The organism is Pseudomonas sp. MTM4 (assembly GCF_019355055.1).
GTDB lineage: Bacteria > Pseudomonadota > Gammaproteobacteria > Pseudomonadales > Pseudomonadaceae > Stutzerimonas.
Genome location: NZ_CP048411.1, coordinates 2,049,145 through 2,072,451 on the forward strand (window position 1 = coordinate 2,049,145; position 23,307 = coordinate 2,072,451).

Genomic DNA, 23,307 nt, shown 5'->3' on the forward strand with positions numbered 1-23,307 from the left:
GGAGCCGGGGGATTTGAATCCAAAGACAAAAATACCCAGCTCAAATCAGCGTTTCAGTCACTTGGTCTCTGAAAACTGATTTGTAGGATTTCACTCTTAAGCAATATAGGAACCTTGAGCCTTCCGTCAAGAGCGCAACCAAAACGATTTCCAGTTTAAAGGCGCCGCGCGGTGCGGGAAGGATGTTCTGGGTTCAAATCCTCGATAGGGATTTGAACCGGCAGCTTGTTGGGGGCTCAGTTGACCGAGGTGGCGGCCGAATTTAATCGTGCGTTTTCCTGCGTGGCTTCATTCAGCAGCTTATCCCACGAGTCAGGTGGATGTCCGCTTGCGAGCATTTTTCGAAACACCTTGTAGGCGTCATCGCTGCTCTCATAGGCACGCTTGGTGTCTTCGTCATTAACCCACGCCAAGATGATTACCTTGCTTGGGCCGTGGTACCGGAAGAACAGCCGATACTGCTGAAAAAACTTGGCACGGAACCAGTGCTTATGTTCCTCGCCAAATGTGCCACCTTGGCGGTATTCGGGCTTGCTCGGGTCTTGTGGGATAACGTCAAAAGCCAGCTTGGTGATGGCTGCCAGCCGCTTGGCTGCATTATTCTTGCGATAACCCACGGGGTCTTTTTGTTTTGAGAGCTCAACTTGCTGAATGAGGGTTTCGAGCTGATCCAGAAACAAGGGGTGCGCAAATACTGTCCAGCCATGAGCAACCAGTGGCTTACCTTGGTCTTGGCTCATTCATCGTCTGCCGACAGCGGGGCATCCAGATCTATATCGTTGCTATCGACCAGCGAATGAATGCGTGCCACGAGATCTGAATCTATGGCTCGCAGGTGCTGAGGGTTCGCTGCGATGTCATGTGCAAGAAAGCTGAGAAACTGGCCGATTGCCGGGTCATCCTCAGTGGGCTCAGCACGGCTCAGCACGACCTCACCGCTGGGGCGAATCGAGTAATGGATTTTGTCGCGCTTGTTTAGCTGAAGTGCGCGGCGAACCGTTTCTGGTACCGTCGTCTGATAGCGGTCGGTAAGGGTGGATTCGACTTCAAGTGCTCTGGCCATGACTTGCTCCGGCTCGTGTGAGTTGTTTCAAGGTAATGCGGATGCATTACCTTGTCAATGCGGTTGCATTGTCTGAGCTGGGGCGATAGTCGAGCAATGGGCTAGCTGAATACCGTGCTCCAGTTGCGGGTAACCAGCGTCTTACATGCTTCTGAGGTGCCGCCAAAACATCTCCGAGATACTGTCTGCATGTCGGCTTCAGTGACATAAGTGATGCTGTTCCCATCCTGGTCAATCAGCACACCCCCTGCGCCAATTAGCAGCGCATGACCTGCAGCCACATCGTGTGCTGAAACCGGCACAAGCGATACGCCTGCATCCCCATCACCTGCTGCGACTCGTGCCAACCGATAGGCGATGCTGGGCATCGCCACAAAGCAACCTGGTGAGCACAATTCAGAATTGATTTCGGGCTTGTTCGTTGCCGCAGTGCTGACCATAACTCTGCTGTCTTGATTCCATTCTTTTTGGGCGAGTGTCGCTTTAATGGGGCTCCCATTGCGAAGCACACACGGTGCCCCTTTTGCCCATGCGACGCAGTCGGAATCACCAGTGATTGGGTACTTCATCCTCAAAGCCCAGTCGGCAGAACCAGCGATAGGCCAGGTTTAAGTGCACCTCTTCTCACGATCGCCGTTTGGAAAGGATGCCATAGCAGTAGCCGACGACCAGCATCCGCACCATCAATTCCGGGTCAATCGAGGTGCGCCCGATGGGGCTATAGAAATCCGCCAGGTAGTCACGCAGATCGCTGAGATCCAGGCACTGGTCGATGCTGCGTAAGAGGTGTTGGGGCGGAACGTGGTCTTCCAGATTGAACGAGTAGAACAGGCACTGCTGTCCTCCTGGTAACTGTCCCATCATGCTGTTCGCCCACGCGCTAGCTGACAGAGCAATTCTGCCAACAGCATGGGGGGAGCAGCTACTTTTTCAACAGAATCGGCCAATAGCGGTCATCAGGGCTGGCTTGAATCGGGGCCGAAGGATTACGCTCTCAGCCCCATAATTGCTGGTCAGACAGTTACCACGATCTTGCCGATCTGCTGATTGGCTTCAAGGAAACGATGGGCATCCTGGATGTCGCTAAGTGCGAATGTCTTTGCGATGATCGGGCGCAACGTACCGGACTTCAACCCTTGCAGAATAAAAGCCTTTGCTCTCTCTAGGGCTTCAAGGTCGGCCACAATCTCTGCGTAGATATAGCCCTTCAAAGTCAGGCTTTTGCCCAGCACGGTAAACAGTGGGAATGGTGTCGGTTCAGAGCTAAGTGCGCCGTACTCCAGCAAAATTCCGCCCCGCGCCATGCTCTGCGTGAGAGGTTCAAAGGACGGCCCGCCTACAGGATCGAATACAACGCGAGCGCCTTGACCGGCAGTTATCGTCATAACACGCTCGACGATATCCTCTTCATCGCTGACGATGACATGCGCAGCGCCTGCATCAAGTAGGGCTTGCTTCTTCGCGTGAGTTCGAGTGATCGCAATCGATGTGGCGCCGACCATACGAGCCATTTGGAAGGCGGCCAAGCCAACACTGCTTGACGCGGCGGTAACGATGACAAAATCGCCCTGCCGTAGCTTCGCCTGTTCAATCAATGCCCCCCAGGCGGTGACGTACTGCATCCAAGACGCCGCTGCCTCTTCAAAGGACAAGTTCTCAGGGCTCTTTACCACCAGGTGGGCCGGTACATTGGCCAACTCGCCGTAGGTGCCCCAGCGAGCAATATCCAGAGGTGGGATCAGAGCGACCGAGTCACCAATCGTGATCTCGGTTACGTCGCTCCCAACTGCCGTTACGATGCCTGCGGCCTCGTAGCCTAAGCGGCTGGGGAACTCCGCTTCTTGTAGGTATGCGTGATTGCGGAACATCACTTCGGCTCGGTTCAAGCCAATGGCTTTAACACTAATTTGCACCTCGTTTGCTGCTGGTGCCGATACTTCCAGATCTTCCAGCTTCAGAACGCTGGCGTCACCGTATTCATGAATTCTGACAATGCGTGCCATCATAGATATCTCGTTTATCAATGGGCCTCGACGTACATCCGGAAGGTATCCGGGCACTCGAAAGGTGACGAAAATTTAGTCATTGGTTGGCGCTAGATAAAGGCCTACGATGGCGCATTACTAGAAACAGAGTGTTTATAATGGATCGCCTGACCCAGATGGCCACGTTCGTCAAAACAGTTGAGCTGGGTTCATTCAGCGCCGCTGCGGACGACCTGAATCTCTCCCCTCAATTGGTAGGGAAACAGGTGAAAATGCTCGAACAACATCTGGGTGTTTCCCTGCTGCACCGGACTACGCGCAGGCAAAGCCTCACCGACTTCGGCAGGGCGTTCTACCCGCGAGCAAAACTGATCCTTGCAGACATGCAGTCTGCCGAGAACCTGGCCGCCCTCACTCGGGGCACACCAAGTGGCCGCCTTCGCATCAACGCGCCGGTCACGTTCGGAATTCGCACGCTTTCGCCACGCCTGCTGGAATACATGGTTCGGTATCCTCAGGTGTCTGTTGACCTAACGTTATCGAACGAACTGGTCGATATCGTTGATGATGGTTACGACGTGGTATTTCGCATCGGCGAGCTGGTGAGCAGTGGGTTGAAGGCAGTGCCACTGGAGCCCTATCAGATGGTTTTATGCGCTGCGCCGTCCTATCTTGCACGTCGCCCTCCCATCATCAATCCGTGGGATCTACAGCAGCAGGAGTGTCTGGGGTTTACCTATTCTGATGGCCGCTCACACTGGAGCTTCGACAGCCCGGAGGGGCGTATAGATGTTCCTATTACAAGCAAATTAACGATCAATCAAGGTGATCCACTGCTGGCAGCGGCTGTAGCTGGTCTAGGTGTGGTTCTACAGCCGATAGAGTTGGTTAGCGATGCACTGCGCGATGGGACACTGGTGCGTCTGTTGCCGCAGTACCCCGTGCCGAATACCGCAATGCACATCCTCTATACCCCTGACCGAAGAATGACTCCAAAGCTGCGCAGCTTCTTGGAGTTTGCGCGTGAGGCTTTTGGGCAGCGAGGCCCTCTCTAACGCACGAAAATCAATGTCTGCGCTATCCGGTATTCGTAAAGGACGACGATTACCGTGGCTCACCGGATATGACCAAGCACCCCTTGCTGAGGAAGTACCTGCTGGAGCACTTCGCGGCGGAAGTCGAAGAACTGAAGGATGCCGTGTTCGTTGGCCTGGGGCCGCAGGTCCATAAGGTGCTGGACCGCCTGATCCAGGAGCGGGTGAATCGCCCCATCCATTTTCGCACCTCGCGATTGAAACCTGGAATCACACCAGGCAATCCTGCTCCATGAACCTCAAACCGCAGTCAAAATAAGACCGTAAATTGAGTTGAGGTGATTATGATCGGGTGCCAACGGGAACACCTTAGAAACCCAAGACGCCTCCCTAGATCATTGGTAACTTCAAACTCAGGAGCGTTTGGCTTCAACGCAGCCTAAACCCAACCGACTGCGGGCAGCTCTACTCGCCAACGCACGCAAAGCCACTCTCACAGATAGGTGACTGCGATGCTTGACAAGGCTCGAAAGGTTCATATACTCGCGCTCACTGTGAGCAATCCAACAAATCAAGGTTTCTTGCATAATGCGCTGAAGCCTTGATTTGGCCGGGATATTGAAGTTTGGGATTCAAATCCCCCCGGCTCCACCACTTCAAGCACAAAGCCCCGTACTCCGGGGCTTTGTGCTGTCTGGACCTGCCGTTTCGGCGGGTGTTACATCAAGTAGTCACATCCAAGTGGGGCATCAACAGATGCCTAGGATGAAACTCGCCCCTACCTACCTCACCCAGAACCGTCACAGAACCTTTTACTACCGCATGGTGTTCCCGCCTCGCTGCGCCCGCTAGTCAAAGCACATGCTGATGACGGTGTACGCTCGATGGATAGATTCCAATCGGCAGGGGGCTGAGCGAGCTGGGAAGGCGTAAAGAATATTCAGAATACGCCCGAGATGTTGGCAGCCTGACCCCGTTGCCAGCCGCCGCCATGCATACGTTCTTATCGGGCCTTCACTACGGAGACAATCTGCTCGCGCAACCACTTCAGCCCGACGGCTGCGTTTTGCTGCTTGTGCCAGATCAAGTTCACCTGGACCGACGCCATGGCTATAGGAAGAGAGAGAATTTGGAGGGAGTACTGTTGGGCGAAATGCTCAGCGAGTGGTCTGGGCACGGTTCCGAGCAAGTGGGAGCGAGAAACAATCGAGGGAATCGCCAAATAGTGCGGTACGAGCAGCTGCACCTTCCGCTGCACTTTTGCAGAGCCCAGAACGATCTCCAATGGCGACCCACGCCCGGCGCGTGGATGAACCGAGACGTGATGGCAATTCTGGTACTGCTCCATTGTCAGCCGCCCTTTGAGCTCGGGGTGATTCGCACAGGCAATGACCGCAAGTTCTTCTTCACGCAGCGGCTGGTAATGCAGATCGTCATCGTCGAAGTGCAGATAGTCGATGGCCAGATCCAGTTCGCCGGTCCCCAGGTGCTTTACAAGGGTGTCTGCATTATCTGACTGCACGGAGAGCACCAGTCGTGGCGCCGTTGCCTGCAATTTCGCCAGAACGTTCGGTAGAAACACGGCCTGCGCGTAATCGTTCATAGATACCCGAAACAGCAGGTCGCTCTCGGCATCGATCGCTTCCTGTGGACCCAGTCCGATGCGCAGCAGATGCAATGCTTGGCGCACCGGCCCATAGAGGGTATGCGCATGCGGGGTAGGCACCATCCCCCGTGAGGTACGTTGGAACAAGGGCTCGCCCAACTGCTCGCGTAAGCGGGCCAAGGCGTTGCTGACCGTCGACTGGCTCAAGTGCAAGCGCACAGCGGCTCGCGACAAGTTTTGTTCCTGCATCAGCGCATCGAAGATCAACAACAGATTCAAATCGATCTGTCGCAAATTCGTAATCATGAATAAAGGACTTTCTTAATATCCATTAGGAAAATATTACTCCACGCCCTATCGTCCGGTCAATTTCCAGACTGGATGGGCAAAGACATGCAGTTCGATACGACCAGCTTTCGCGCGCGGTATCGCGCGAATATCAAGCCCCGCTACAGCGCCTGGCTGCATGGCGGTTTTGTTCTTCTGTTCGGCGCGTTTTGCATTGGTTTTCTCTGGAGCCGTGCCGAGAACGTACAACCGTGGGAGTGGCTGGCGGTGCCGCTAGCGCTGATCCTCCAGAACTGGGGGGAGTACATGATTCACCAGCACCTGGGCCACTTCAAACGCCGCTTTAGCAAGATGTTCTACCAGCGTCATACCGGCGACCATCACAGCTTCTTCGCTTATGGGCAGATGAGCTACGAGCGCGCCCAGGATTGGCGGGTCATTTTTTTCCCGGCGTGGCTGATCATCATCTTCGCGGCGGTGAATTTGGCGAGCTATTGGGCGCTGAGCCATTGGAATACCAACATTGCGGCCCTGTTCAGCGGAACGCTATTGCTCGGTTACCTCGCCTACGAAATTCTCCATGCCTGCGAACATCTGCCGGAACAGCATCCCATCTCGAAGCTGCCATGGGTGCGCCAGATGCGTCGGCTGCACGAGCTGCACCACGCCCGTGGCTTGATGCACAGGTTCAACTTCAACGTGGTGTTCCCGCTCTGGGACTGGATTTACGGGACGATGTACTGGGAAAACGACGGCCATATCGAAGATCGCAAGAAGATGATCTCGGTGCAGCACCACATCGACATCTGCCGGTCGCCGAAGCAGGTGCTGGGCTATCTCAGCACTCCAACGCGCTGGCACGAATGGCATCACTATCCGGTGGAGATAAAAGGCTCTGCCGGCCCACTGCCTGCCGGCGCCGAGTTTGAGTACACGGGCGGCCGCGCGGGGTACCTGCTCTGGAATGTCATCGAATACGTGCCGGGGCATCGTTGGCAGGCGCGCGCGCGCGGTAAATACGGCCTGGTGATGTTCGTGACTTATGAGTGCGAACCGATGGGGACGATGACCCGGTTCACGCGCACACTGGAATATCGCTTCTCCCACCTGATCGGGCGCCTGGCCAACCACTTCCTCCTGCACAAGCGGATCGAGAAGGATTCGGCGGACCTACTGGGTAACCTCAGCTCCGTGGCCGAGAAAGTGATTCCTGCGTCTTCGCCGCCTCCGACCCGCTAGCATGCTGCTCTGGTTCGCGCCAGGCCGCCCTTGGCTGCCAGGGCCCCGCGCTTGCTGGGTGGATTGCCACATCGGCCTCCACCCGCAATGCCGCAGCCAGACCCTAATGCCTACGAATGAAAACTAGGCGGTCGGCTCCTGCGCCATCATGAAACGCTCGCGCGGATCGGCGATCTGAATGCCCAGCTCGCGGAAGTGCTCGAAGATGCGCCGGTTGAACTCGCGTTGAACGCCCCAGCGCCCCTTGTCGATACAGCGCATCTGCCCAGCCAGCGTCACCATCGAGCCATCCACCGAATCGACGCCCCATACGGCCAGATCGTCGATGATCAGGTCGGCGAACGCCGGGTCAGCACGCAACTCAGCGCCGATCCTCTTCAGCTCGGCGATCGCCTGGTCGATGTCGGTGTCGTAGCCGACACTGATCCGTACCGCAGCATTGCCAATGCCGCGGTTGGTGTTGTTGACCGTGGACACCGAGCTGAACGGGACGATGTGCAACGAACCGTCGCCCGCGCGCAGCCGCACGGTGCGGATCGACAGATTTTCTACCGTGCCGGAGACGCCCGCGACGGTCACCCAGTCGCCCACCTGCATGGCATTTTCCATCAGTAGGAAAATGCCGGTGATGAAGTCCTGGACCAACTTCTGCGAGCCGAAACCCAGGGCGACGCCGATGATGCTCGCGCCCGCCAGCAGAGGCGTCGTATTGATGCCAACCTCGCTAAGAGCGGTCAGGCCGACGACCAGCAAAATTACTATCATCAACCCCGTACGCAGCATCGGCAGTAGCGTGCGCAGCCTCGCGGCCCGCATCAGTTCCCCGCTTTCGCTCCAGCGGGTGATACGCCGCTCGAGCACGGCATTGGTCAGTTGCCAGACCACCAATGCCAGGATCACCGCAATCGCGATGGTCATCACGGCGCCGGCCAGGCTGCGGCCGATGGTTCCCGCTGCGAACCAGCTGATCGCATCGAAGCCCCAGGCCTGAAAGAGCGCGACCAGTACACAGACGGCGATCAACGCCGACATGAGCCAGCGCACCAGCGGATACAGCTGCTCGACCAACCGGCTGCGCACGCCATCTGATGTTTGCGCAGTATCGGTATCACCATATTGGTCACCGACGAATGCCCGCTCCAGCGCACCGAGCGCCAGTACCGCGGCCAGGCGGCCGAGCACTACGATGCCACCGGTCAACCCGATGAACTCGATCAGCTTCGGAAACCCGTTCTCAACGCCGAGAGCCCAGACGACCCACAGGCCCATCACAAACGCGGCGGCGGCGATGGCCCAGACCTGCGCGGCCCAACGGCGGAGCAGCACGAGCGGCCCGCTGCTGCCCGCTTTGGGCGCGATGGCGTCGCGCACCGGCCGCCGCAGCTTGAAGATGAGCATGACGATCATCAAATGGGCGAGCAGCGAGATGAATTTCAGGATAGCGGCGCGCCCTGCCGCACCGCTGCCGAGATGCTGCAACGCATCCGCCAGCGCGATACCGAAAGCCGCCAGCGCCACGAAGCACAGCGCCCAGCTGTTCAGCAGCCGCGACGTCTCTCCGCTTACCCTGAAAACTCGCAGGCCATAGCCCGTCGGCGATAACAGCAGGCGCACCACCGCCATGGTGAAGCGGGTGAAGAGGTAAGCGAGAACGAACCCGCCGGTGACTTCGCGGGTCCGCTCGTCGAGGCTGGGGTAAAGATGCGCGACCAGCGCGGCAACGCAGAAAAACAAGACCAGCGGCAACAGATCCAGCAGAAAGATGCCAAGCGCGAACGGCAAGTGCCGCAGAGCACCGCGATGGTCGCCAAAGCTGCTGTTATGCCGACCCTTGGGTTCTGCCGCAGCGGGTTTCGACTCTTCGCTTTCACCGGCTATCGCCGGCCCCGCGTCAGCGGTCCCCGCAACTTTCTGCTCGGAACCGCCTAGAGGAATGGCCTCAACCCTTTCGACTCCGTCTCGAATGGTTTGCATCAGTGCGACGCCAGACTGCTCAGGCTGGGTCGCGGCCGCTGCGGCGGCACGCTCGGCGTCCATCTGCTCGGGCTGCTGCCGAACACGTAGAGAAGGCTCAGCCGCCCCGGCAGCGCTCGCACGCACCTCGATCTCCCGCGCGTGCTCTTGCAAGGCCATGCTGGGTCTACGCAGTAAACGTCGCATGCCCCACTCGACAAGCAAACCGAGGGAAAACACCACCGTCAGGGCGATCAGCGCATCGACAAACAATGCCCGGCCCGCCTGGGATCTGAAAATCGAATCGAACCACGCGGGCAGTTCCAGCAGAGCGTCCCTGACCTGACCCACCTGCTGACCAAGGCCATCGGCCCAACGCGAGACCTGCCCCAGCATCTGCGCTATCAGACCGCCCTCCTCCAAAGGCGTTATCACCGGCTCCGGCTCTGGTTCAGCCGCTACCGGCGCCTCGGCCGGCGCCGCGTCACCATCGGCATCGGCACCGGTCCCATCTACTGCCGCAACCACGGTTTGGTCGTTCGCAATGACTCTGAGCGTCGCCAGAACATCGGCGCGCCGCCCCTCATCCTGGAGCACCTCGGCCGCACGCCGTGCATCCTGAGAAGAGACCTCGTCGGACAGAAACGACGGATCACTCTGCGCCTGCGCCTGCATCGGCGCAGCCAACTGCAGCAGAGCGGCAATGAGCGGAACACTAAGAAATCTTGAACGTGAGCTATGCATGAGTCGAATGGGACCTTGGGGTAGGCTGAAGCGGGACTGGCGTTCCAGACAGGAACTGGATCGATAAGCCCAGTGACCGCTTCGCATTGGGCATCTAGGGAGGCACTGAGTTTCAAGCAATGCGTACATCCCTCCGTTCAGCGTAGTCACGGTGCGTAAGCGGCTGAAACAGCAACAGCTCCAGTGCCTGTCAGGATGAAATACCTTGCAATGAGTGATTGCTTGAGCGGCACACGGCGCCTGCTAGATTAGCGCCGCGACGCCGGGCCCCTCTGACAGCTACCCAGCTGCCATGTCGGAGTTGCAGTTTGTACAACTTCGACTTAGGAGGGGCTCATGAGCACCCTAGAACCGTTCTTCATGGCCGAGTTCCTCGGCACTGCCACCTGGTTGTGGCTCGTCTTCATCACCGTTGTCATCAGCCTGCTGGTCTTCGACCTCGGGGTGCTTCACCGTGAGCATCGCGAAATCGGCGTCCGGGAAAGCCTGTTGTTGTCCGCCGGCTACATCACGGCCGGCCTGCTCTTCGGCCTTTGGGTCTGGCAGGTCAAGGGCGGCGACGCCGGTATGGATTTCTACACCGGCTTTCTGATCGAGAAGTCGTTGTCCATGGACAACGTGTTTCTCATGGCGATGATCTTCAGCTTCCTGGCCATCCCGCGTAAGTACCAGCACGAGGTGCTGTTCTGGGGCATTCTCGGCGTGATCGTGCTGCGCGCCATCATGATCGGCCTCGGCGCCGCGCTGATACACGAGTTCAGCTGGATTCTCTATGTATTTGGCGTCTTCCTGCTGCTGACCGGTGTGAAGATGCTGTTCAGCAAGGTCGATGACCATCCGGATCTGTCCGAAAACACGTTGGTGAAATTCTTGCGTCGGCACATGCGCGTCACGGACGGTCTGCATGAGGGGCGTTTCTTCGTGCGCCAGCCGGATGCCAGCGGCCGCATGGTCGTCTGGGCCACACCGCTGTTCCTGGCGCTGGTGCTGATCGAGTGTGCCGACCTGGTGTTCGCGGTGGACAGCGTGCCGGCGATCTTCGCCATCACCCAGGACCCGTTTATCGTCTACACCTCGAACATCTTCGCGATCCTTGGCCTGCGTGCGCTGTACTTCGCCCTGGCGGCGATGATTCATCGCTTCGCCTACCTCAAGTACGCCCTGGCTCTGGTGCTGGTGTTCATCGGCTGCAAGATCTTCCTGGTCGGCATTATTGGCAAGACTCCGCCGGCGATTTCCCTGAGCGTTACGGTCGGCCTGCTGGTCGGTGGCGTGCTGCTGTCGCTGTGGAAGACCCGCAACGACCCGCCTCTCGCCGATACCGAAACGAACCGCCATTCATAACTCTACCGCCCCGGCTTGTCGGGGCTTTCATCACCGTTGGAGATAACACATGAAACCAGCATCCATTGCTTCCCGGACGCTAGTGGCCTTGATCGGCTCAATCTTGGCCGGCTGCGAGGTCGCCGAGGAATCGGCGCAGAAGATCACGGAGAAGGCCGAGCAGGCCGTGCAGGAACTGGCGCGCAAGGCTGTCAGCGATACCGTCAATGCGTTCAACGAGCAGATCGATCAGGTGCAGAAGTCGGCCAATGAGCTGCTCGGCCAGCCCGAAGAAGAAACATCGAACGACAAGCCCGAGCGCGAAGCCGAGGCGCCGCCGGCCTGGTCCGGCGAGGGCGTCGAGACATGAGTTCGTTCAATGGCTCTGGCTGCTCATCCGCAAGGCAGTGACACATCAACCGTTCAGCGGATGACAACAGGAAGGCGATGAGTGGGCGCTGTGGTGAAGCCGTTAGCTGTCAGAATGACATCACCGCTGCAATGGCGCAGCCACTGTCCCGAATCGAGCGCGAGCCTGTTGATCATGTCTGCTGAAAAACTCTATACGATCGTCCTGGAACACAGCCTGGAGGTCCTTCTCGAGGCCGCCACGATGGATCAGGTCGAAGCGTTCTGGGATGCCAATGACACCCGTTACTTCGGCCTGCGCATGGAAGACGAAGATAGCCACCACGCGCGGGTGATTGTGACCGACGAGATTCCCGAGGAAGAGGAAGCCGATCTGTGTATCGGTTGATCTGACGCTCGCTCATTCCTCATCGATGAGGCGAGCAGCCATGACCCGCCTGCTGTCGAGCTGAGAGAACAGCGATGCCGCCAGCATCGACATCGTACCGATGCACAGAAACGTCAGATGAAAAGCCCGCAGCACGGCCTCACCATCGGCTCCAGGTACGGTGAAGCCGCCCAGCAGCGCACCCGCCGAAGCGACACCCAAGCTCATCGACAGCTGCACCACCACCGATAGCAGGCTGTTGCCGCTGCTGGCGTTCTGGTTGCTCAACCCGACCAGGGTCACGGTGTTCATGGCGGTGAACTGCATGGAATTGACCATCCCGATCAGGCTCAAGTGCAGCAATAGAAGCACCATCGGAGTGTGCGCATCGATCGTCGCCAGGCTGGCGATCAGCGAGCCCAGCAGCAGCGTGTTGCCGATCAGGATGCGGCGATAACCGAAACGGTCTATCAACGGTTTGGCCAAGGGCTTGATGAACATGGCGCCGAGCGCCAATGGAATCATGAGCATGCCCGCCTGCGCCGGCGAATAGCCCAGCGCCACCTGCAGCAGCAATGGCAGCAGGAACGGCAATGCGCCGCTTCCCAGACGCGCGAACAGGTTGCCGAAAATGCCCACGGCAAAGCTGCGGACGCGGAACAACGCCGGGCTGAACAACGGCTTGTCGACATGTCCGGCACGCAGCCAATAAGCCGTCAGGCAGGCTGCGCCGATCACGATGAGCAGCAGGACGCGTGCATGCGGCATGTGCATGTCGCCAAGCCCTTCGAGCGCGATGGTGATCAGCACCATCGCGCTACCAAAAAGCAGGAAACCGAAGCTGTCGAAGCGTATTCGCTCGGCGCTCTTCAGATCGGGCATGAAGCGAAACGCGGCCATGCAGCCGATCAGGCCGACCGGCAGGTTGATCAGGAAGATCCAGTGCCAGGACGCGTATTCCACCAGCCAGCCGCCGAGAGTCGGGCCGATCAGCGGACCGACCATGCCCGGCAGAGCGATGAACGTCATGACGCGCACGAACTCGCTGCGCGGATAGGCACGCAACACCACCAAACGCCCCACCGGCAGCATCAACGCGCCGCCCATGCCCTGTATCACCCGCGAGATCACCAGCTGGTTGAAGCTGGTGGACATCGCGCAGAGCAGCGAGCCAAGCGTGAACAACAGGATCGCCGAGAAAAATATCCGCCGAGTGCCGAAGCGATCCGCCAACCAGCCCGACGCCGGTATCAACAGTGCCACGGTGAGCATGTAAGCGATAACCACGCCTTGCATGCGCAGCGGATCTTCGGCCAGATCCCGCGCCATAGCCGGCAACGCGGTGTTGAGGATGGTGCCGTCGAGGGTTTGCATGAAGAATGCGATGGCAACCAGCCAAGGCAGTACACGGGCGGTTCGGGCGTCCAGCACAACGGTTTGCATAGGCTCCCCTGATTCGAAAAGCACATGGTAGGCCGCGCCTCGGAGAACTCGCAGAAATTTCCGAGCACGGGGGTCAGCCGGTCTGCGCAATGCCTTCAACGATCGGCCGCAAGGGGTGTGACAACTCAACGCAGCGGGATGCTGCCAGCGCAGGTCAGCCGCGCGCTTGAGCCATCACGGCGGCATAACTATGACGCGCGCCACTCTATACGTAACAAAGTATTTCCTTCAGAATTGACGCGAATCATTATCGTTAAGCCTTGCGGATGCGAGTCTTGCTTCGTCATTCATAACGCTCCTCACGGAGGCTACATGCGTATTCCCGTTACCCTCGCCATCGCATCACTGATGCTGACGCCCCTCGCCCAAGCCAAGGAATACCCCATCGGTGAACCGCAGCAATGCGGCGGTATGGAAGTCGGCGCGGTGTACCTGCAGCCGGTGGAAATGGAGCCGGCCGGCATGATGCGCGCCACAGCCGAATCCGACGTCCATCTGGAAGCCGACATTGCCGCCACCGAAGACAACCGCAACGGCTGGCAGGAAGGCAGCTTCGTGCCCTACCTGAACATCAAATATTCGCTGAGCAAGAAAGGCTCGGCCGAGAAGATCGAAGGCGACTTCCACCCGATGGTGGCCAATGACGGCCCGCATTACGGTGACAACGTCAAGCTGATGGGGCCCGGCAAGTACCAACTGACCTTCACCATCCTGCCGCCGGGCGGTGGTCACACCATGTTCGGTCGCCACGTCGACAAGGAAACCGGCGTCGCGCCCTGGTTCGAACGCTGCGAGCTGAACTACGAGTTCACCTACGCCGGTATCGGCAAGAAAGGCGGCTATTGAGCCGGAGGCCAGCCATGCGACGCGTCCTGTTGCACCTGCTGCCCCTGTTCGTCGTCGGCTTTGCCGGCGGCGCCCACGCCGGCCTGCCCACCTACGAACTGACCATCCGCGACGGCCATTTCGAGCCGGCAACCCTCGAGGTGCCGGCCCGGCAGCGCTTCAAGATCATCATCAACAACGCCGGCAGCGGACCGAGCGAATTCGAAAGCACGCCACTACGGGTGGAAAAGGTCCTCTCGGCCGGCGTCACCTCGTTCGTCGTAATTCACCCTCTGAAACCGGGCCGTTACCCCTTCTTCGACGAGTTCCACATGGATCTTCCCGAAGGGGAAATCATCGCCAAGTAGTCCCTGTGGTCTGCACGGCCAGGGTCTCGATCTCGACAGACCGACCCCGCCATCAGGCCACCCAACAGGAGAAGCGCCATGGGCCAATCCATGTTCATCGTCTGGCGTGAAAGCGTCGAGGCCCTGCTGGTCATCGGCATTTTGCATGCCTGGCTGAGCCAGCAACCGGATAATCGCCATGCGTTGCGCATGCTCTGGGGTGGTGTGGCCGCCGGGCTCGGCCTGGCGACGCTACTGGCCTGGGGCATTCTCAGCGCTGGCGACTGGCTGGCAGGTCCGGCGGGCGAATGGTTCCAGTGCGCCATGCTGCTGGTGGCCAGCCTGCTGATCCTGCAGATGGTCGGCTGGATGCACCATCACGGACGCGACCTCAAGCGCAGCTTGATCGAAGGCGCCAGCGCACACCTGAGCCAGGGCAGCGGTATCGGCCTACTGGTGCTGGCGATGCTCGCCGTGGCCCGCGAAGGTAGCGAGACGGTGGTGTTCCTCTATGGCATCGGCCATCAGCAGCAAGGCACGGATCTGGCGAGCTTCGTCCTCGGCGGCGTGCTCGGCTTCATCCTCGCGCTGCTCAGCTACGCCGCATTGCAAGCCGGCAGCCGGCTGTTTTCCTGGAAGCATTTCTTCAAAGTCAGCGAAGCCCTGTTGCTGCTGCTGGGTGCGGCCCTGCTCATGGCCGGGCTCGACCGTTTCAGCGGCCAGTTGATGGGCATGGATATACCGGAAGTGTTCTACAGCGTCTTTGGCGATCCGCTCTGGGACACCTCCGCCCTGCTCGATGACGGCGGCACCCTAGGCAGCACCGTCGCGGGGCTGACTGGCTACCGCGCCATGCCGTCACTGGCGGCCGTGGTGCTGATGGGGTTGTACTGGCTGGCCGTCTGGGCCTGGTTGCGACCGAAACCGGAGGCTCGTCTGGAGGCCCGCACCGCATGATCACCAACGCTCCCTGGCTGGCGCGCATCGGCGATTTGCTGCGCCAGCATGCCCAGGCCATCCGCCTGATCCAATGGCTGGTGGTCGGCTTTTATCTGGTCCTGCTGCTGGTGCCTGCCGCTCTTTCGCTGCCGCCTTCCGAGGCGCGCATGCTCGACAACATCACGGTGTTCGCCCAGTTCCTGTTCTGGGGGCTGTGGTGGCCTTTCGTGCTGCTGTCGATGGTGTTCTTCGGTCGTCTCTGGTGCGGCGTGCTCTGCCCGGAAGGCTCGCTCAGCGAATGGATCAGCTGGCGCGGACTGAACAAGGGCACGCCACGCTGGATACGCTGGAGCGGCTGGCCAACCGTCGCGTTCATTCTGACCACCGTCTACGGCCAGCTGATCAGCGTGTATGACTATGGCCGGGCCGCGGCGCTGATTCTCGGCGGTTCGACCGTGGCGGCGATGCTGGTTGGCTACCTTTATGGAAGAGGCAAGCGAATCTGGTGCAAGCATCTATGCCCGGTAAGCGGTGTGTTCAACTTGCTGGCGCGCCTTGCGCCGGTCCACTACAAGGTGGACGAGGAACGCTGGCAGGCCAATCAGGCGCCGCACCTGCCTACCCCCAACTGCGCGCCGCTGATCGACATCCGCCGCATGCAGGGCAACAGCGACTGCCACGCCTGCGGTCGATGCAGCGGTCAACGCGGTGCCGTCGCGCTGAGCGCACGTTCGCCCAACGAGGAAATCCTCATCGTCGGCGAGCGGCCGCAGCAGGGTCATTGGGACAGTACCTTGCTGTTATTCGGCATGATCGGGCTGGCGATGGGCGCGTTCCAGTGGACGGTCAGTCCCTGGTTCATCACGCTCAAGCAGACCGCCGCCGAATGGCTGGTCGACCGCGACATCTTCTGGCCGCTCGAAGCCAACGCGCCCTGGTGGCTGCTGACGCATTACCCGCAGGCCAACGATGCCTTCAGCTGGCTCGATGGCGCGGCGATCCTCACCTACATTGGCGCCAGTTCGCTGCTGATCGGCGGTGCGCTCTGGTTGTTGCTGCGTGGCGCGGTACGGCTTATGAACCGGGGCGATAACCTGTTCCACCACCTGGCGCTGACATTGACGCCCCTGGGCGGCGCCGGACTGTTTCTCGGCCTCTCGGCGACGACCATCAAGCTGCTGCGCTATGAAGGTTTCATCCTCGCCTGGGCGCAGCCAACCCGCGCATTGCTTCTGGCCGGTGCCATCGCTTGGAGCCTGTATCTGGCCTGGCAGGTCATCAGCCGTCACGGCGCCAACGGCCTGCGCCGCCTGACCGCCTTTGCCTGCGTGAGCCTGGGCACCGCGGTCGTCGGCTATGGCTGGTATCTACAGTTTTGGGGCTGGAACTGAGCTCGGCGCGGGCCTGTGCGCCCTGGCATAGAAGGGTGGGCTGAAACGGAACGCCGCCCGGCCCACCCTACTTCGCGGCTACGTGCTCACCTGTAGGGTGGGCTTCAGCCCACCGATGCCACAACGGTCCGATCTCCTGCTCACCTTCGCAAAACGAAGGACATGGAAGATCGCGGTAACGGGTGGGTTCGTCATTTCTGGTCAGCCAAAACGAACTGGCCTTCTCCAAGGAAGCCGGCGAGCAGTTCTACCTGCATGGGGTGTTCAGTTTAAGAGAGGCCACGCCTGTGTATGCTCAGCGGCGATATGAGCCAGCACGTGCGTCTGAAGCTGACGGACTATCGGGCGAGTTTTCGGCGGAGCGGTGAAGTGAGGTAGGCGTTGAGAGTCGAGCGACTGCACTCGTCCAGCGGCGGATATTAGGAAGACACGCATGTTCGGATGTCATGACTCAACGTCACGCAGAAATTTCTTGAGCACCTTGCGGGTTTGCATCAGCTTGTTGGCCTTCTGGTCGATGAGATCCAATTGGTCACGTAGCGTTGTGCGCAGCTCATCGCATGGTTCGAAGACCAGACTCTCCCCTCGCAGGCAAGGCGCGAACTGCCTGATCGTCGCAAGCGTCATCCCTGCAGAGCCCAGAAGCTTGATCCGCTCAACCGTTTGCTCGTCAACCGGACCGTATTCGCGAAATCCGCCTTCCGTGCGGTGGGGCTTGAGAAGGCCCTGCGCTTCGTAATAGCGAAGCATTCGAATACTCACGTTGCTACGCCTGGATAGTTCTCCGATCTTCATAGGCCTTGACTCTAACAGTGCTGTCAGGTTCTAGACTGCGTGCTCCCAATCAAAACCGCAGGAGCAACGCAATGTCTGTCCAAGCCGCTACTTACCCGACACTCATCAACGGTGCGCCAGCAACTGCTGATGACATGATGCCTCTGGCTTTCTCGGGGTTTGCGCATTTTACCGCCATGCAAGTCCGAAATCGGAAGGTCAAGGGATTGGATCTACATATGACCCGCCTGAAGCAAGCTACGCTCAGGTTGTTTGGCATGGCGCTGCCCGATGAGCACGTGCTTCGGAGTATCCGTCCTGCGCTTGCAAATGGACCGGAGGATCAGTCGCTCACTGTCACGGTTTATTCTCCAGACGGGGAGTTCACCGCCAGGAGCATCGAGGCGGAGCCCGCCATTCTTGTGCGCACAGGCCTGCCGTCCGACGGCCCGTCAGGTCCGGTGCGCCTTGGCATCGTGGAGCATGAAAGGTTTCTCCCAGCTATCAAACACGTCGGCGAGGGCGCGAAGACCTACTACTTGCACCGCGCTATCGAGCAGGGCTTCGATGACGCCGCGTTTACCGATCGGCACGGCAGGTTAAGTGAGGCGACGATCTGGAATCTTGTTTTTTGGGATGGTCGCTCCGTCGTTTGGCCCAAGGCGCAGATATTGACGGGCACTATGATGGGAATAATTCAGCGCCAATTAACCCGCCTTGATGTTCCGCAGCGTCATGAAGAAATCAAACCCGCCGATGTGGCGAATTTTTCAGGGGCTGCAATTATGAATTCTTGGACACCCGGGGTAGCGGTTACGGCTATTGGACCCAGCGCCATCGAAGAATCGAAGCCGTTCATGGATTTGCTTCACAACGCTTACCAGGCTGAACCAGCATTCGTTGTTCCCTGACCCAGCCGCATGGCAACGAAAGGTAGTTCTTATGATCGTCCCAACTGTATCCGCAAAGCGCGATTCGTTTTGGAAGCTGCATGAGTCCGGATGCTTCGTGCTGCCCAATCCCTGGGATGCCGGCAGCGCGCAGCTGCTTGCAGGCATGGGATTCAAGGCATTGGCGACGACGAGTTCCGGCCACGCCTGGTCCTGCGCGAAGCCGGACGGATATATGAAGCGCGATGCCGTTCTGGAACACGTACGGAGCATGGTGCAGGCCACTCATCTGCCAATCAACGCGGACTTCGAAAGCGGGTTCGGCGAAGCACCCAGCGACGTTTTCGAAAGCGTACAGCTCGTCGTGGCAACCGGGGTGGCCGGTTTCTCAATCGAAGACTCAACGGGCGATACGCGGGCACCACTCCGGGATATTCAAGAGGCGGTGGAGCGCATCCGCGCGGCACGCAAGGCAATCGATGCAAGCGGCACCAACACGCTTTTGGTCGCTCGTGCGGAAAACTTCTTTGTGGGGCGCCCCAATCTTCCGGACACGATCAGACGTCTGCAAGCCTATGCCGAAGCGGGTGCCGACTGCCTGTATGCGCCTGGGATCAGAACCCTCGATGAGATTGCGACTGTCGTCTTGGCCGTGGCGCCAAAACCCGTCAACATGCTGATTGGTTGGAATAGTGAACTAACGGTGAGCGAGCTATCGGACCTGGGAGTCAGACGAATCAGCGTTGGCGGAGCTTTGGCACGCGCGGCATGGAATGGCTTTCATAACGCAGCTCAGGCTCTGGCAAATGGCCGGTTCGATGCTTTTCCAGGCTCACCAACGGCCGCGGCACTCAATCAGATTTTCCTTGGCGCTGCTCCGACGAATACACGATGACACCCGATTGCTCATCGTCGGCGAGCAGCCGCAGCAGGGTCATTGGGTCAGTACGCTGCTGTTCGGCATGATCGGGCTGGCGATGGGCGCGTTCCAGTGGACGGTCAGCCCCTGGTTCGTCACGCACCCTACGGGCCTCATCCACACCGAAGAGGCCCTGACTCGCCCGCGCAATACGGATGCCGGCCGGCGCGGTCACCTAGAGCCTCTTCTGGCATGGCAGGTCATCAGCCGCCACGGCGCCAACGGCCTGCGCCGACTGACCGCCTTTGCCAGCGTAGGTCTGGGCACCGCAGTCGTCGGCTATGGTTGGTATCTGCAGTTCTGGGGCTGGAGCTGAGCACGGAGCCGGCCTCTCACTGCGGCTGCGTCATCACCGTAGGGTGGACCGGGCGGCACTCCGCTTCAGCCCACCGATGCCACAACGGTACGGCTGACAAAAAGCAGAAAGACGGCAAGGCGAAAACAGTTTTTCTGTCACTCGGATGGCGGACGGCTGTCGACATGGTGGGCTGAAGCCCACCCTACTTTGCTGAAGATTGGTTCAAGCCCTCGTAGGGTGCGCTCCGCGCACCGGGCACCTCGTACAAGCTCTTCGGCTGCGTCGTCATCCGTAGGGTGGGCTTCAGCCCACCGATGCCGCAACGGTCAGATCTCGTCACCCACGCAAGACGAACGTCGGAAACAGCTGCCCCATGCGATCCCAGAGTTTCTGCTGATCGTACGGCGGGCAGCTTTCGGCGAGCGTCTCGTCGAGCATCCTGGCGGTGCGTACGCATTGCACGGCGAAGCGCTCGACGCCCAGCTTGCGCAGGCGCTGCGCCATATCCCAAAGGCGTTCGGCATCCAGCAACTGCCAATGGACGGTCGTGCGGCATTCATGGGCGACGCCGCTTTCCAACAACGCCTCCAAACTCTTCCAGTTAGCAGCGCCGCTGCCTTCGACACCCGTGATCAGCGTGCTGTGCTCCGGCAGGGCCTTTATATCGAAACCCACCCAGTCCACCAGTGGCAATACCTGGCGAAACAGCTTGGGTTTGATCCCGGCGCTGTGCAGGCCGACCTTGAAACCCATGGCGCGTACCTGGGCAATGGCGTCGGGCAATGCCAGCTGCAGCGTCGGCTCGCCACCGCTGAAGACAACCGCCTCGAGCAGGCCGGCGCGCTGTTCCAGGAAGCCGATAATTTCCTCCCAGGAGGTTTCCTGCGCGCCGCATGCGGGGATCAGCTGCGGGTTGTGACAATAGCGACAGCGCCAACCGCACCCCTGGCAGAACAGCACGCAGGCCAGATGATCGGGAAAATCCAGAGTGGTCAGGGGGAGCAGCCCCCCGACCCGCAGGCTTGCCGTCACGCCGCGGCTACCCGGGCGGCCGCCTCGGTGAAATGCTGACGCTCATGGTGCTCGGACTGCTTGCCGGGATTGAACGCAGTAACCGGGCGGTGATAACCCATGACACGAGTCCAGACTTCGCAGCGCTGGCGTTGGGCTTCGGGCAGTTGGGTGGCTTTCAAATGTCGCTCCTTTTTCTAACGGATGGGTGAAACATTGCTCGTTCCTCGCGCTCTGCGTGGGAACACCGATCATGACGCTCCGCATCGCTGGGGCGCGAGGCGTCCCGCTGCAGGTACCCACGCAGGAGCGTAGGAACCATCTTTGAACCATCTCGCCACGAACTCAGGCCGTGCAGCCGCAATCCGCCGACGCGTTGGCCAGCAGAACCTCGTCGCACTTGGGACAGAACTCGTGCTTGCCGCTCAGGTAGCCGTGCACGGGGCAGATGGAGAATGTCGGGGTGACAGTGAGATAAGGCAGACGGAAACGACCGAGCGCCTTGCGCACCAGGTTCTTGCAGGCCTGGGCCGAGGAAATCTGCTCGGCCATGTACAGGTGCAACACGGTGCCACCGGTGTACTTGGTCTGCAGTTCGTCCTGCAGTTGCAGCGCCTCGAATGGATCGTCGGTAAAGCCCACCGGCAGCTGCGAGGAGTTGGTGTAGTACGGCGCCTCGGCCGTACCCGCCTGCAGGATGTCAGGGAAGCGCTTGCGGTCTTCCTTGGCGAAGCGGTAGGTAGTGCCTTCGGCCGGCGTCGCCTCCAAGTTGTAGAGGTGGCCGGTTTCTTCCTGAAAGCGCACCAGCACCGCCCGCACATGGTCCAGCAGCTGAATGACGAGGGCACGGCCGGCCGGTGTTTGCAGGCCTTCGGCGTCCTCGGTGAAGTTACGCACCATCTCGTGCAGACCGTTCACGCCGATGGTGGAGAAGTGATTGCGCAGCGTGCCCAGGTAGCGCTTGGTATAGGGATAGAGCCCGGCATCCATGTGATGCTGGATGACCTTGCGCTTGACCTCGAGGCTTTCCTTGGCCATTTCCAGCAGCGCATCGAGGTGTTCGTACAATCCGCGGCGATCGCCCTGATGCAGGTAGCCCAGGCGCGCGCAGTTGATGGTCACCACGCCGAGCGAGCCGGTCTGCTCTGCGGAGCCGAACAGCCCGCCGCCACGTTTGAGCAGCTCGCGCACGTCAAGCTGCAGGCGGCAGCACATGGAACGCACCTGGTTGGGCTGCATGTCCGAGTTGAGGAAGTTCTGGAAGTACGGCAAGCCGTAGCGCGCCGTCATCTCGAACAGGCGGTCGGCGTTTTCGCTGTCCCAGGGAAAGCCGTGGGTGATGTTGTAGGTCGGGATCGGGAAGGTGAACACCCGGCCCAGACCGTCGCCGGCCTGCATGACTTCTATATAGGCGCGGTTGATCAGCTCCATCTCGGCCTGCAGGTCGCCATAGGCGAAGGGCATTTCCTCACCGCCGATATAGGGAACCTGCTCGCGCAGATCCTCCGGGCAGACCCAATCGAAGGTCAGGTTGGTGAAGGGCGTCTGCGTACCCCAGCGCGACGGCACGTTGAGGTTGTAGATGAACTCTTGGATGGCCTGGCGAATCTCGCCGTAGCTCAGGTTGTCCTTGCGCACGAAAGGCGCCAGATAGGTATCGAAGGAGCTGAACGCTTGGGCGCCAGCCCACTCGTTCTGCAGCGTGCCGAGGAAATTGACCATCTGCCCCAGCGCGCTGGACAGATGCTTCGGCGGCCCCGCCTCGACCCGACCGGGAATACCGTTGAAACCCTCGTTGAGCAGGGTGCGCAGCGACCAGCCGGCGCAGTAGCCGGCAAGCATGTCGAGGTCGTGGATGTGCAGGTCGCCCTCGCGATGTGCGGTGCCGATCTCCGGACTGTAGACCTCGTCCAGCCAGTAGTTGGCCGTGACCTTGCCGGACACGTTGAGAATCAGCCCGCCCAGCGAATAGCCCTGGTTGGCGTTGGCGCGCACGCGCCAGTCCTCGCGCGACAGGTACTCGTTCATCGAGGAGGCAACATCGACGATGGCCTTGCGGTCGCGACGCAGCCGCCCATGCCGCTCGCGGTAGACGATGTACGCGCGAGCCGTGGCGTAATGCCCCGCCTCCATAAGCACGCGCTCGACGGCGTCCTGCGCCTGTTCCACTTCCACCACGCGTTGCGGCAATCGCGCCAGCACCTCGGCGGCCAGCAGCCGCGCAGTGGCCTGATCGAACTCACCAGTGGCGAGACCCGCCGCCGCGATCGCCGCACCGATCTTGTCCAGTTCGAACGTCACCAGCCGCCCGTCACGCTTGCGTAGCGAGACGGGGCGATTCTTCTCGTCAACCCCAGGCATTACGCCTCCACACCATATCTAGTTAAAAACAAATTACTGAACACAATATGATGTGAAATTTAGAGGCTTGGGCTCGGAAGCGAATTGACCATCGTCAATTCGCCCAAGCTGTTTTCGAAAGCCGACGGATCGCTCCCG

23 protein-coding genes and 2 pseudogenes are annotated in these 23,307 nt (G+C 59.8%); 13 read left to right on the forward strand and 12 right to left on the reverse strand.

The window, feature by feature from the left end:
- Positions 1-236 precede the first annotated feature (236 nt).
- The 5 genes and pseudogenes from GYM54_RS09345 to GYM54_RS09365 all read right to left on the reverse strand — a co-directional run bounded on the left by GYM54_RS09345 (position 237) and on the right by GYM54_RS09365 (position 3,066).
- On the reverse strand, positions 237-740 hold the full coding sequence (locus GYM54_RS09345) for a type II toxin-antitoxin system YhaV family toxin (protein ID WP_015275816.1): 504 nt from the start codon (positions 738-740) through the stop codon (positions 237-239).
- Positions 737-1,063 (reverse strand): type II toxin-antitoxin system PrlF family antitoxin, encoded by a 327-nt coding sequence (locus GYM54_RS09350; RefSeq protein WP_015275815.1) that lies wholly within the window; start codon positions 1,061-1,063, stop codon positions 737-739. Before GYM54_RS09350 ends, GYM54_RS09345 begins: the two co-directional genes overlap by 4 nt.
- Positions 1,064-1,164: 101 nt before the next feature.
- Entirely contained in the window at positions 1,165-1,632 is a 468-nt protein-coding gene (locus GYM54_RS09355) for an inositol monophosphatase family protein (RefSeq protein WP_157372375.1), read from the reverse strand.
- Positions 1,616-1,927 (reverse strand): annotated as a pseudogene (locus GYM54_RS09360) (transposase); the annotation flags it as partial. The pseudogene GYM54_RS09360 and the gene GYM54_RS09355, both read right to left, overlap by 17 nt.
- 149 nt (positions 1,928-2,076) lie before the next feature.
- On the reverse strand, positions 2,077-3,066 hold the full coding sequence (locus GYM54_RS09365; protein ID WP_041756905.1) for a zinc-dependent alcohol dehydrogenase family protein: 990 nt from the start codon (positions 3,064-3,066) through the stop codon (positions 2,077-2,079).
- 140 nt (positions 3,067-3,206) lie between these two features.
- On the opposite strand from GYM54_RS09365, the gene GYM54_RS09370 reads away from it, so the two are divergent.
- Positions 3,207-4,103: a LysR family transcriptional regulator gene (locus GYM54_RS09370; RefSeq protein ID WP_079329350.1), complete on the forward strand. Its 897-nt coding sequence runs from the start codon at positions 3,207-3,209 to the stop codon at positions 4,101-4,103.
- 68 nt (positions 4,104-4,171) lie between these two features.
- Positions 4,172-4,378, forward strand: a complete 207-nt coding sequence (locus GYM54_RS09375; RefSeq protein WP_197445814.1) for a hypothetical protein — start codon at positions 4,172-4,174, stop codon at positions 4,376-4,378.
- Positions 4,379-5,085: 707 nt separating this feature from the next.
- Here GYM54_RS09375 and GYM54_RS09380 read toward each other — a convergent pair.
- A complete protein-coding gene (locus tag GYM54_RS09380; RefSeq protein ID WP_197445815.1) occupies positions 5,086-5,994 on the reverse strand; it encodes a LysR family transcriptional regulator in 909 nt (302 codons plus the stop codon).
- An 87-nt stretch (positions 5,995-6,081) separates the two neighbouring features.
- Here GYM54_RS09380 and GYM54_RS09385 point away from each other — a divergent pair, with 87 nt between their 5' ends.
- Positions 6,082-7,215 (forward strand): SRPBCC family protein, encoded by a 1,134-nt coding sequence (locus GYM54_RS09385; protein WP_197445816.1) that lies wholly within the window; start codon positions 6,082-6,084, stop codon positions 7,213-7,215.
- Between the two features lie 123 nt (positions 7,216-7,338).
- On the opposite strand, the gene GYM54_RS09390 is transcribed toward GYM54_RS09385, so the two are convergent.
- A complete protein-coding gene (locus GYM54_RS09390) occupies positions 7,339-9,912 on the reverse strand; it encodes a mechanosensitive ion channel family protein (protein ID WP_231752244.1) in 2,574 nt (857 codons plus the stop codon).
- Positions 9,913-10,248: 336 nt separating this feature from the next.
- On the opposite strand from GYM54_RS09390, the gene GYM54_RS09395 reads away from it, so the two are divergent.
- The 3 genes from GYM54_RS09395 to GYM54_RS09405 all read left to right on the forward strand — a co-directional run bounded on the left by GYM54_RS09395 (position 10,249) and on the right by GYM54_RS09405 (position 11,992).
- Positions 10,249-11,256: a TerC family protein gene (locus tag GYM54_RS09395; protein WP_181104995.1), complete on the forward strand. Its 1,008-nt coding sequence runs from the start codon at positions 10,249-10,251 to the stop codon at positions 11,254-11,256.
- Positions 11,257-11,305: 49 nt separating this feature from the next.
- Positions 11,306-11,605, forward strand: a complete 300-nt coding sequence (locus tag GYM54_RS09400) for a hypothetical protein (RefSeq protein WP_197445817.1) — start codon at positions 11,306-11,308, stop codon at positions 11,603-11,605.
- 174 nt (positions 11,606-11,779) lie between these two features.
- The gene (locus GYM54_RS09405) at positions 11,780-11,992 is read left to right on the forward strand and encodes a hypothetical protein (RefSeq protein ID WP_181104997.1); all 213 of its coding nucleotides are present in this window, start codon (positions 11,780-11,782) and stop codon (positions 11,990-11,992) included.
- A gap of 12 nt (positions 11,993-12,004) precedes the next feature.
- Here the strand turns inward: GYM54_RS09405 and mdtD are convergent, their stop codons facing one another.
- Entirely contained in the window at positions 12,005-13,414 is a 1,410-nt protein-coding gene (gene mdtD, locus GYM54_RS09410) for a multidrug transporter subunit MdtD (protein WP_181104998.1), read from the reverse strand.
- A 312-nt stretch (positions 13,415-13,726) separates the two neighbouring features.
- Here mdtD and GYM54_RS09415 point away from each other — a divergent pair, with 312 nt between their 5' ends.
- The 4 genes from GYM54_RS09415 (at position 13,727) to GYM54_RS09430 (ending at position 16,916) form a co-directional block, all read left to right on the forward strand.
- On the forward strand, positions 13,727-14,260 hold the full coding sequence (locus tag GYM54_RS09415; protein WP_181105000.1) for an iron transporter: 534 nt from the start codon (positions 13,727-13,729) through the stop codon (positions 14,258-14,260).
- Positions 14,261-14,274: 14 nt separating this feature from the next.
- Complete coding sequence (locus GYM54_RS09420) at positions 14,275-14,607, forward strand: cupredoxin domain-containing protein (protein WP_181105002.1); 333 nt, start codon at positions 14,275-14,277, stop codon at positions 14,605-14,607.
- Positions 14,608-14,685: 78 nt separating this feature from the next.
- Positions 14,686-15,543 carry an FTR1 family protein gene (locus GYM54_RS09425; protein ID WP_181105004.1) on the forward strand — a complete coding sequence of 286 codons (858 nt, stop codon included), beginning with the start codon at positions 14,686-14,688 and terminating at the stop codon, positions 15,541-15,543.
- On the forward strand, positions 15,540-16,916 hold the full coding sequence (locus GYM54_RS09430; protein WP_181105006.1) for a 4Fe-4S binding protein: 1,377 nt from the start codon (positions 15,540-15,542) through the stop codon (positions 16,914-16,916). Before GYM54_RS09425 ends, GYM54_RS09430 begins: the two co-directional genes overlap by 4 nt.
- A gap of 444 nt (positions 16,917-17,360) precedes the next feature.
- Here GYM54_RS09430 and GYM54_RS09435 read toward each other — a convergent pair whose 3' ends face one another.
- A complete protein-coding gene (locus GYM54_RS09435; protein WP_131650833.1) occupies positions 17,361-17,711 on the reverse strand; it encodes a MerR family transcriptional regulator in 351 nt (116 codons plus the stop codon).
- Positions 17,712-17,782: 71 nt separating this feature from the next.
- Here GYM54_RS09435 and GYM54_RS09440 point away from each other — a divergent pair, with 71 nt between their 5' ends.
- The 3 genes and pseudogenes from GYM54_RS09440 to GYM54_RS09450 all read left to right on the forward strand — a co-directional run.
- Positions 17,783-18,601, forward strand: coding sequence for an aminotransferase class IV family protein (locus GYM54_RS09440; RefSeq protein WP_181105008.1), 819 nt, complete (start codon positions 17,783-17,785; stop codon positions 18,599-18,601).
- Positions 18,602-18,632: 31 nt separating this feature from the next.
- Positions 18,633-19,475 carry an oxaloacetate decarboxylase gene (locus GYM54_RS09445; protein WP_181105010.1) on the forward strand — a complete coding sequence of 281 codons (843 nt, stop codon included), beginning with the start codon at positions 18,633-18,635 and terminating at the stop codon, positions 19,473-19,475.
- Positions 19,474-19,815: pseudogene (locus tag GYM54_RS09450) on the forward strand (hypothetical protein); the annotation flags it as partial. The gene GYM54_RS09445 and the pseudogene GYM54_RS09450, both read left to right, overlap by 2 nt.
- Positions 19,816-20,133: 318 nt before the next feature.
- Here GYM54_RS09450 and GYM54_RS09455 read toward each other — a convergent pair.
- The 3 genes from GYM54_RS09455 to GYM54_RS09465 all read right to left on the reverse strand — a co-directional run bounded on the left by GYM54_RS09455 (position 20,134) and on the right by GYM54_RS09465 (position 23,169).
- A complete protein-coding gene (locus GYM54_RS09455) occupies positions 20,134-20,829 on the reverse strand; it encodes an anaerobic ribonucleoside-triphosphate reductase activating protein (RefSeq protein ID WP_197445818.1) in 696 nt (231 codons plus the stop codon).
- The gene (gene nrdD / locus GYM54_RS09460) at positions 20,826-20,990 is read right to left on the reverse strand and encodes an anaerobic ribonucleoside-triphosphate reductase (RefSeq protein ID WP_181105014.1); all 165 of its coding nucleotides are present in this window, start codon (positions 20,988-20,990) and stop codon (positions 20,826-20,828) included. The genes GYM54_RS09455 and nrdD overlap by 4 nt, the downstream gene beginning before the upstream one ends.
- Positions 20,991-21,153: 163 nt before the next feature.
- The gene (locus GYM54_RS09465) at positions 21,154-23,169 is read right to left on the reverse strand and encodes a ribonucleoside triphosphate reductase (protein ID WP_197445819.1); all 2,016 of its coding nucleotides are present in this window, start codon (positions 23,167-23,169) and stop codon (positions 21,154-21,156) included.
- Between the last annotated feature and the right edge of the window lie 138 nt (positions 23,170-23,307).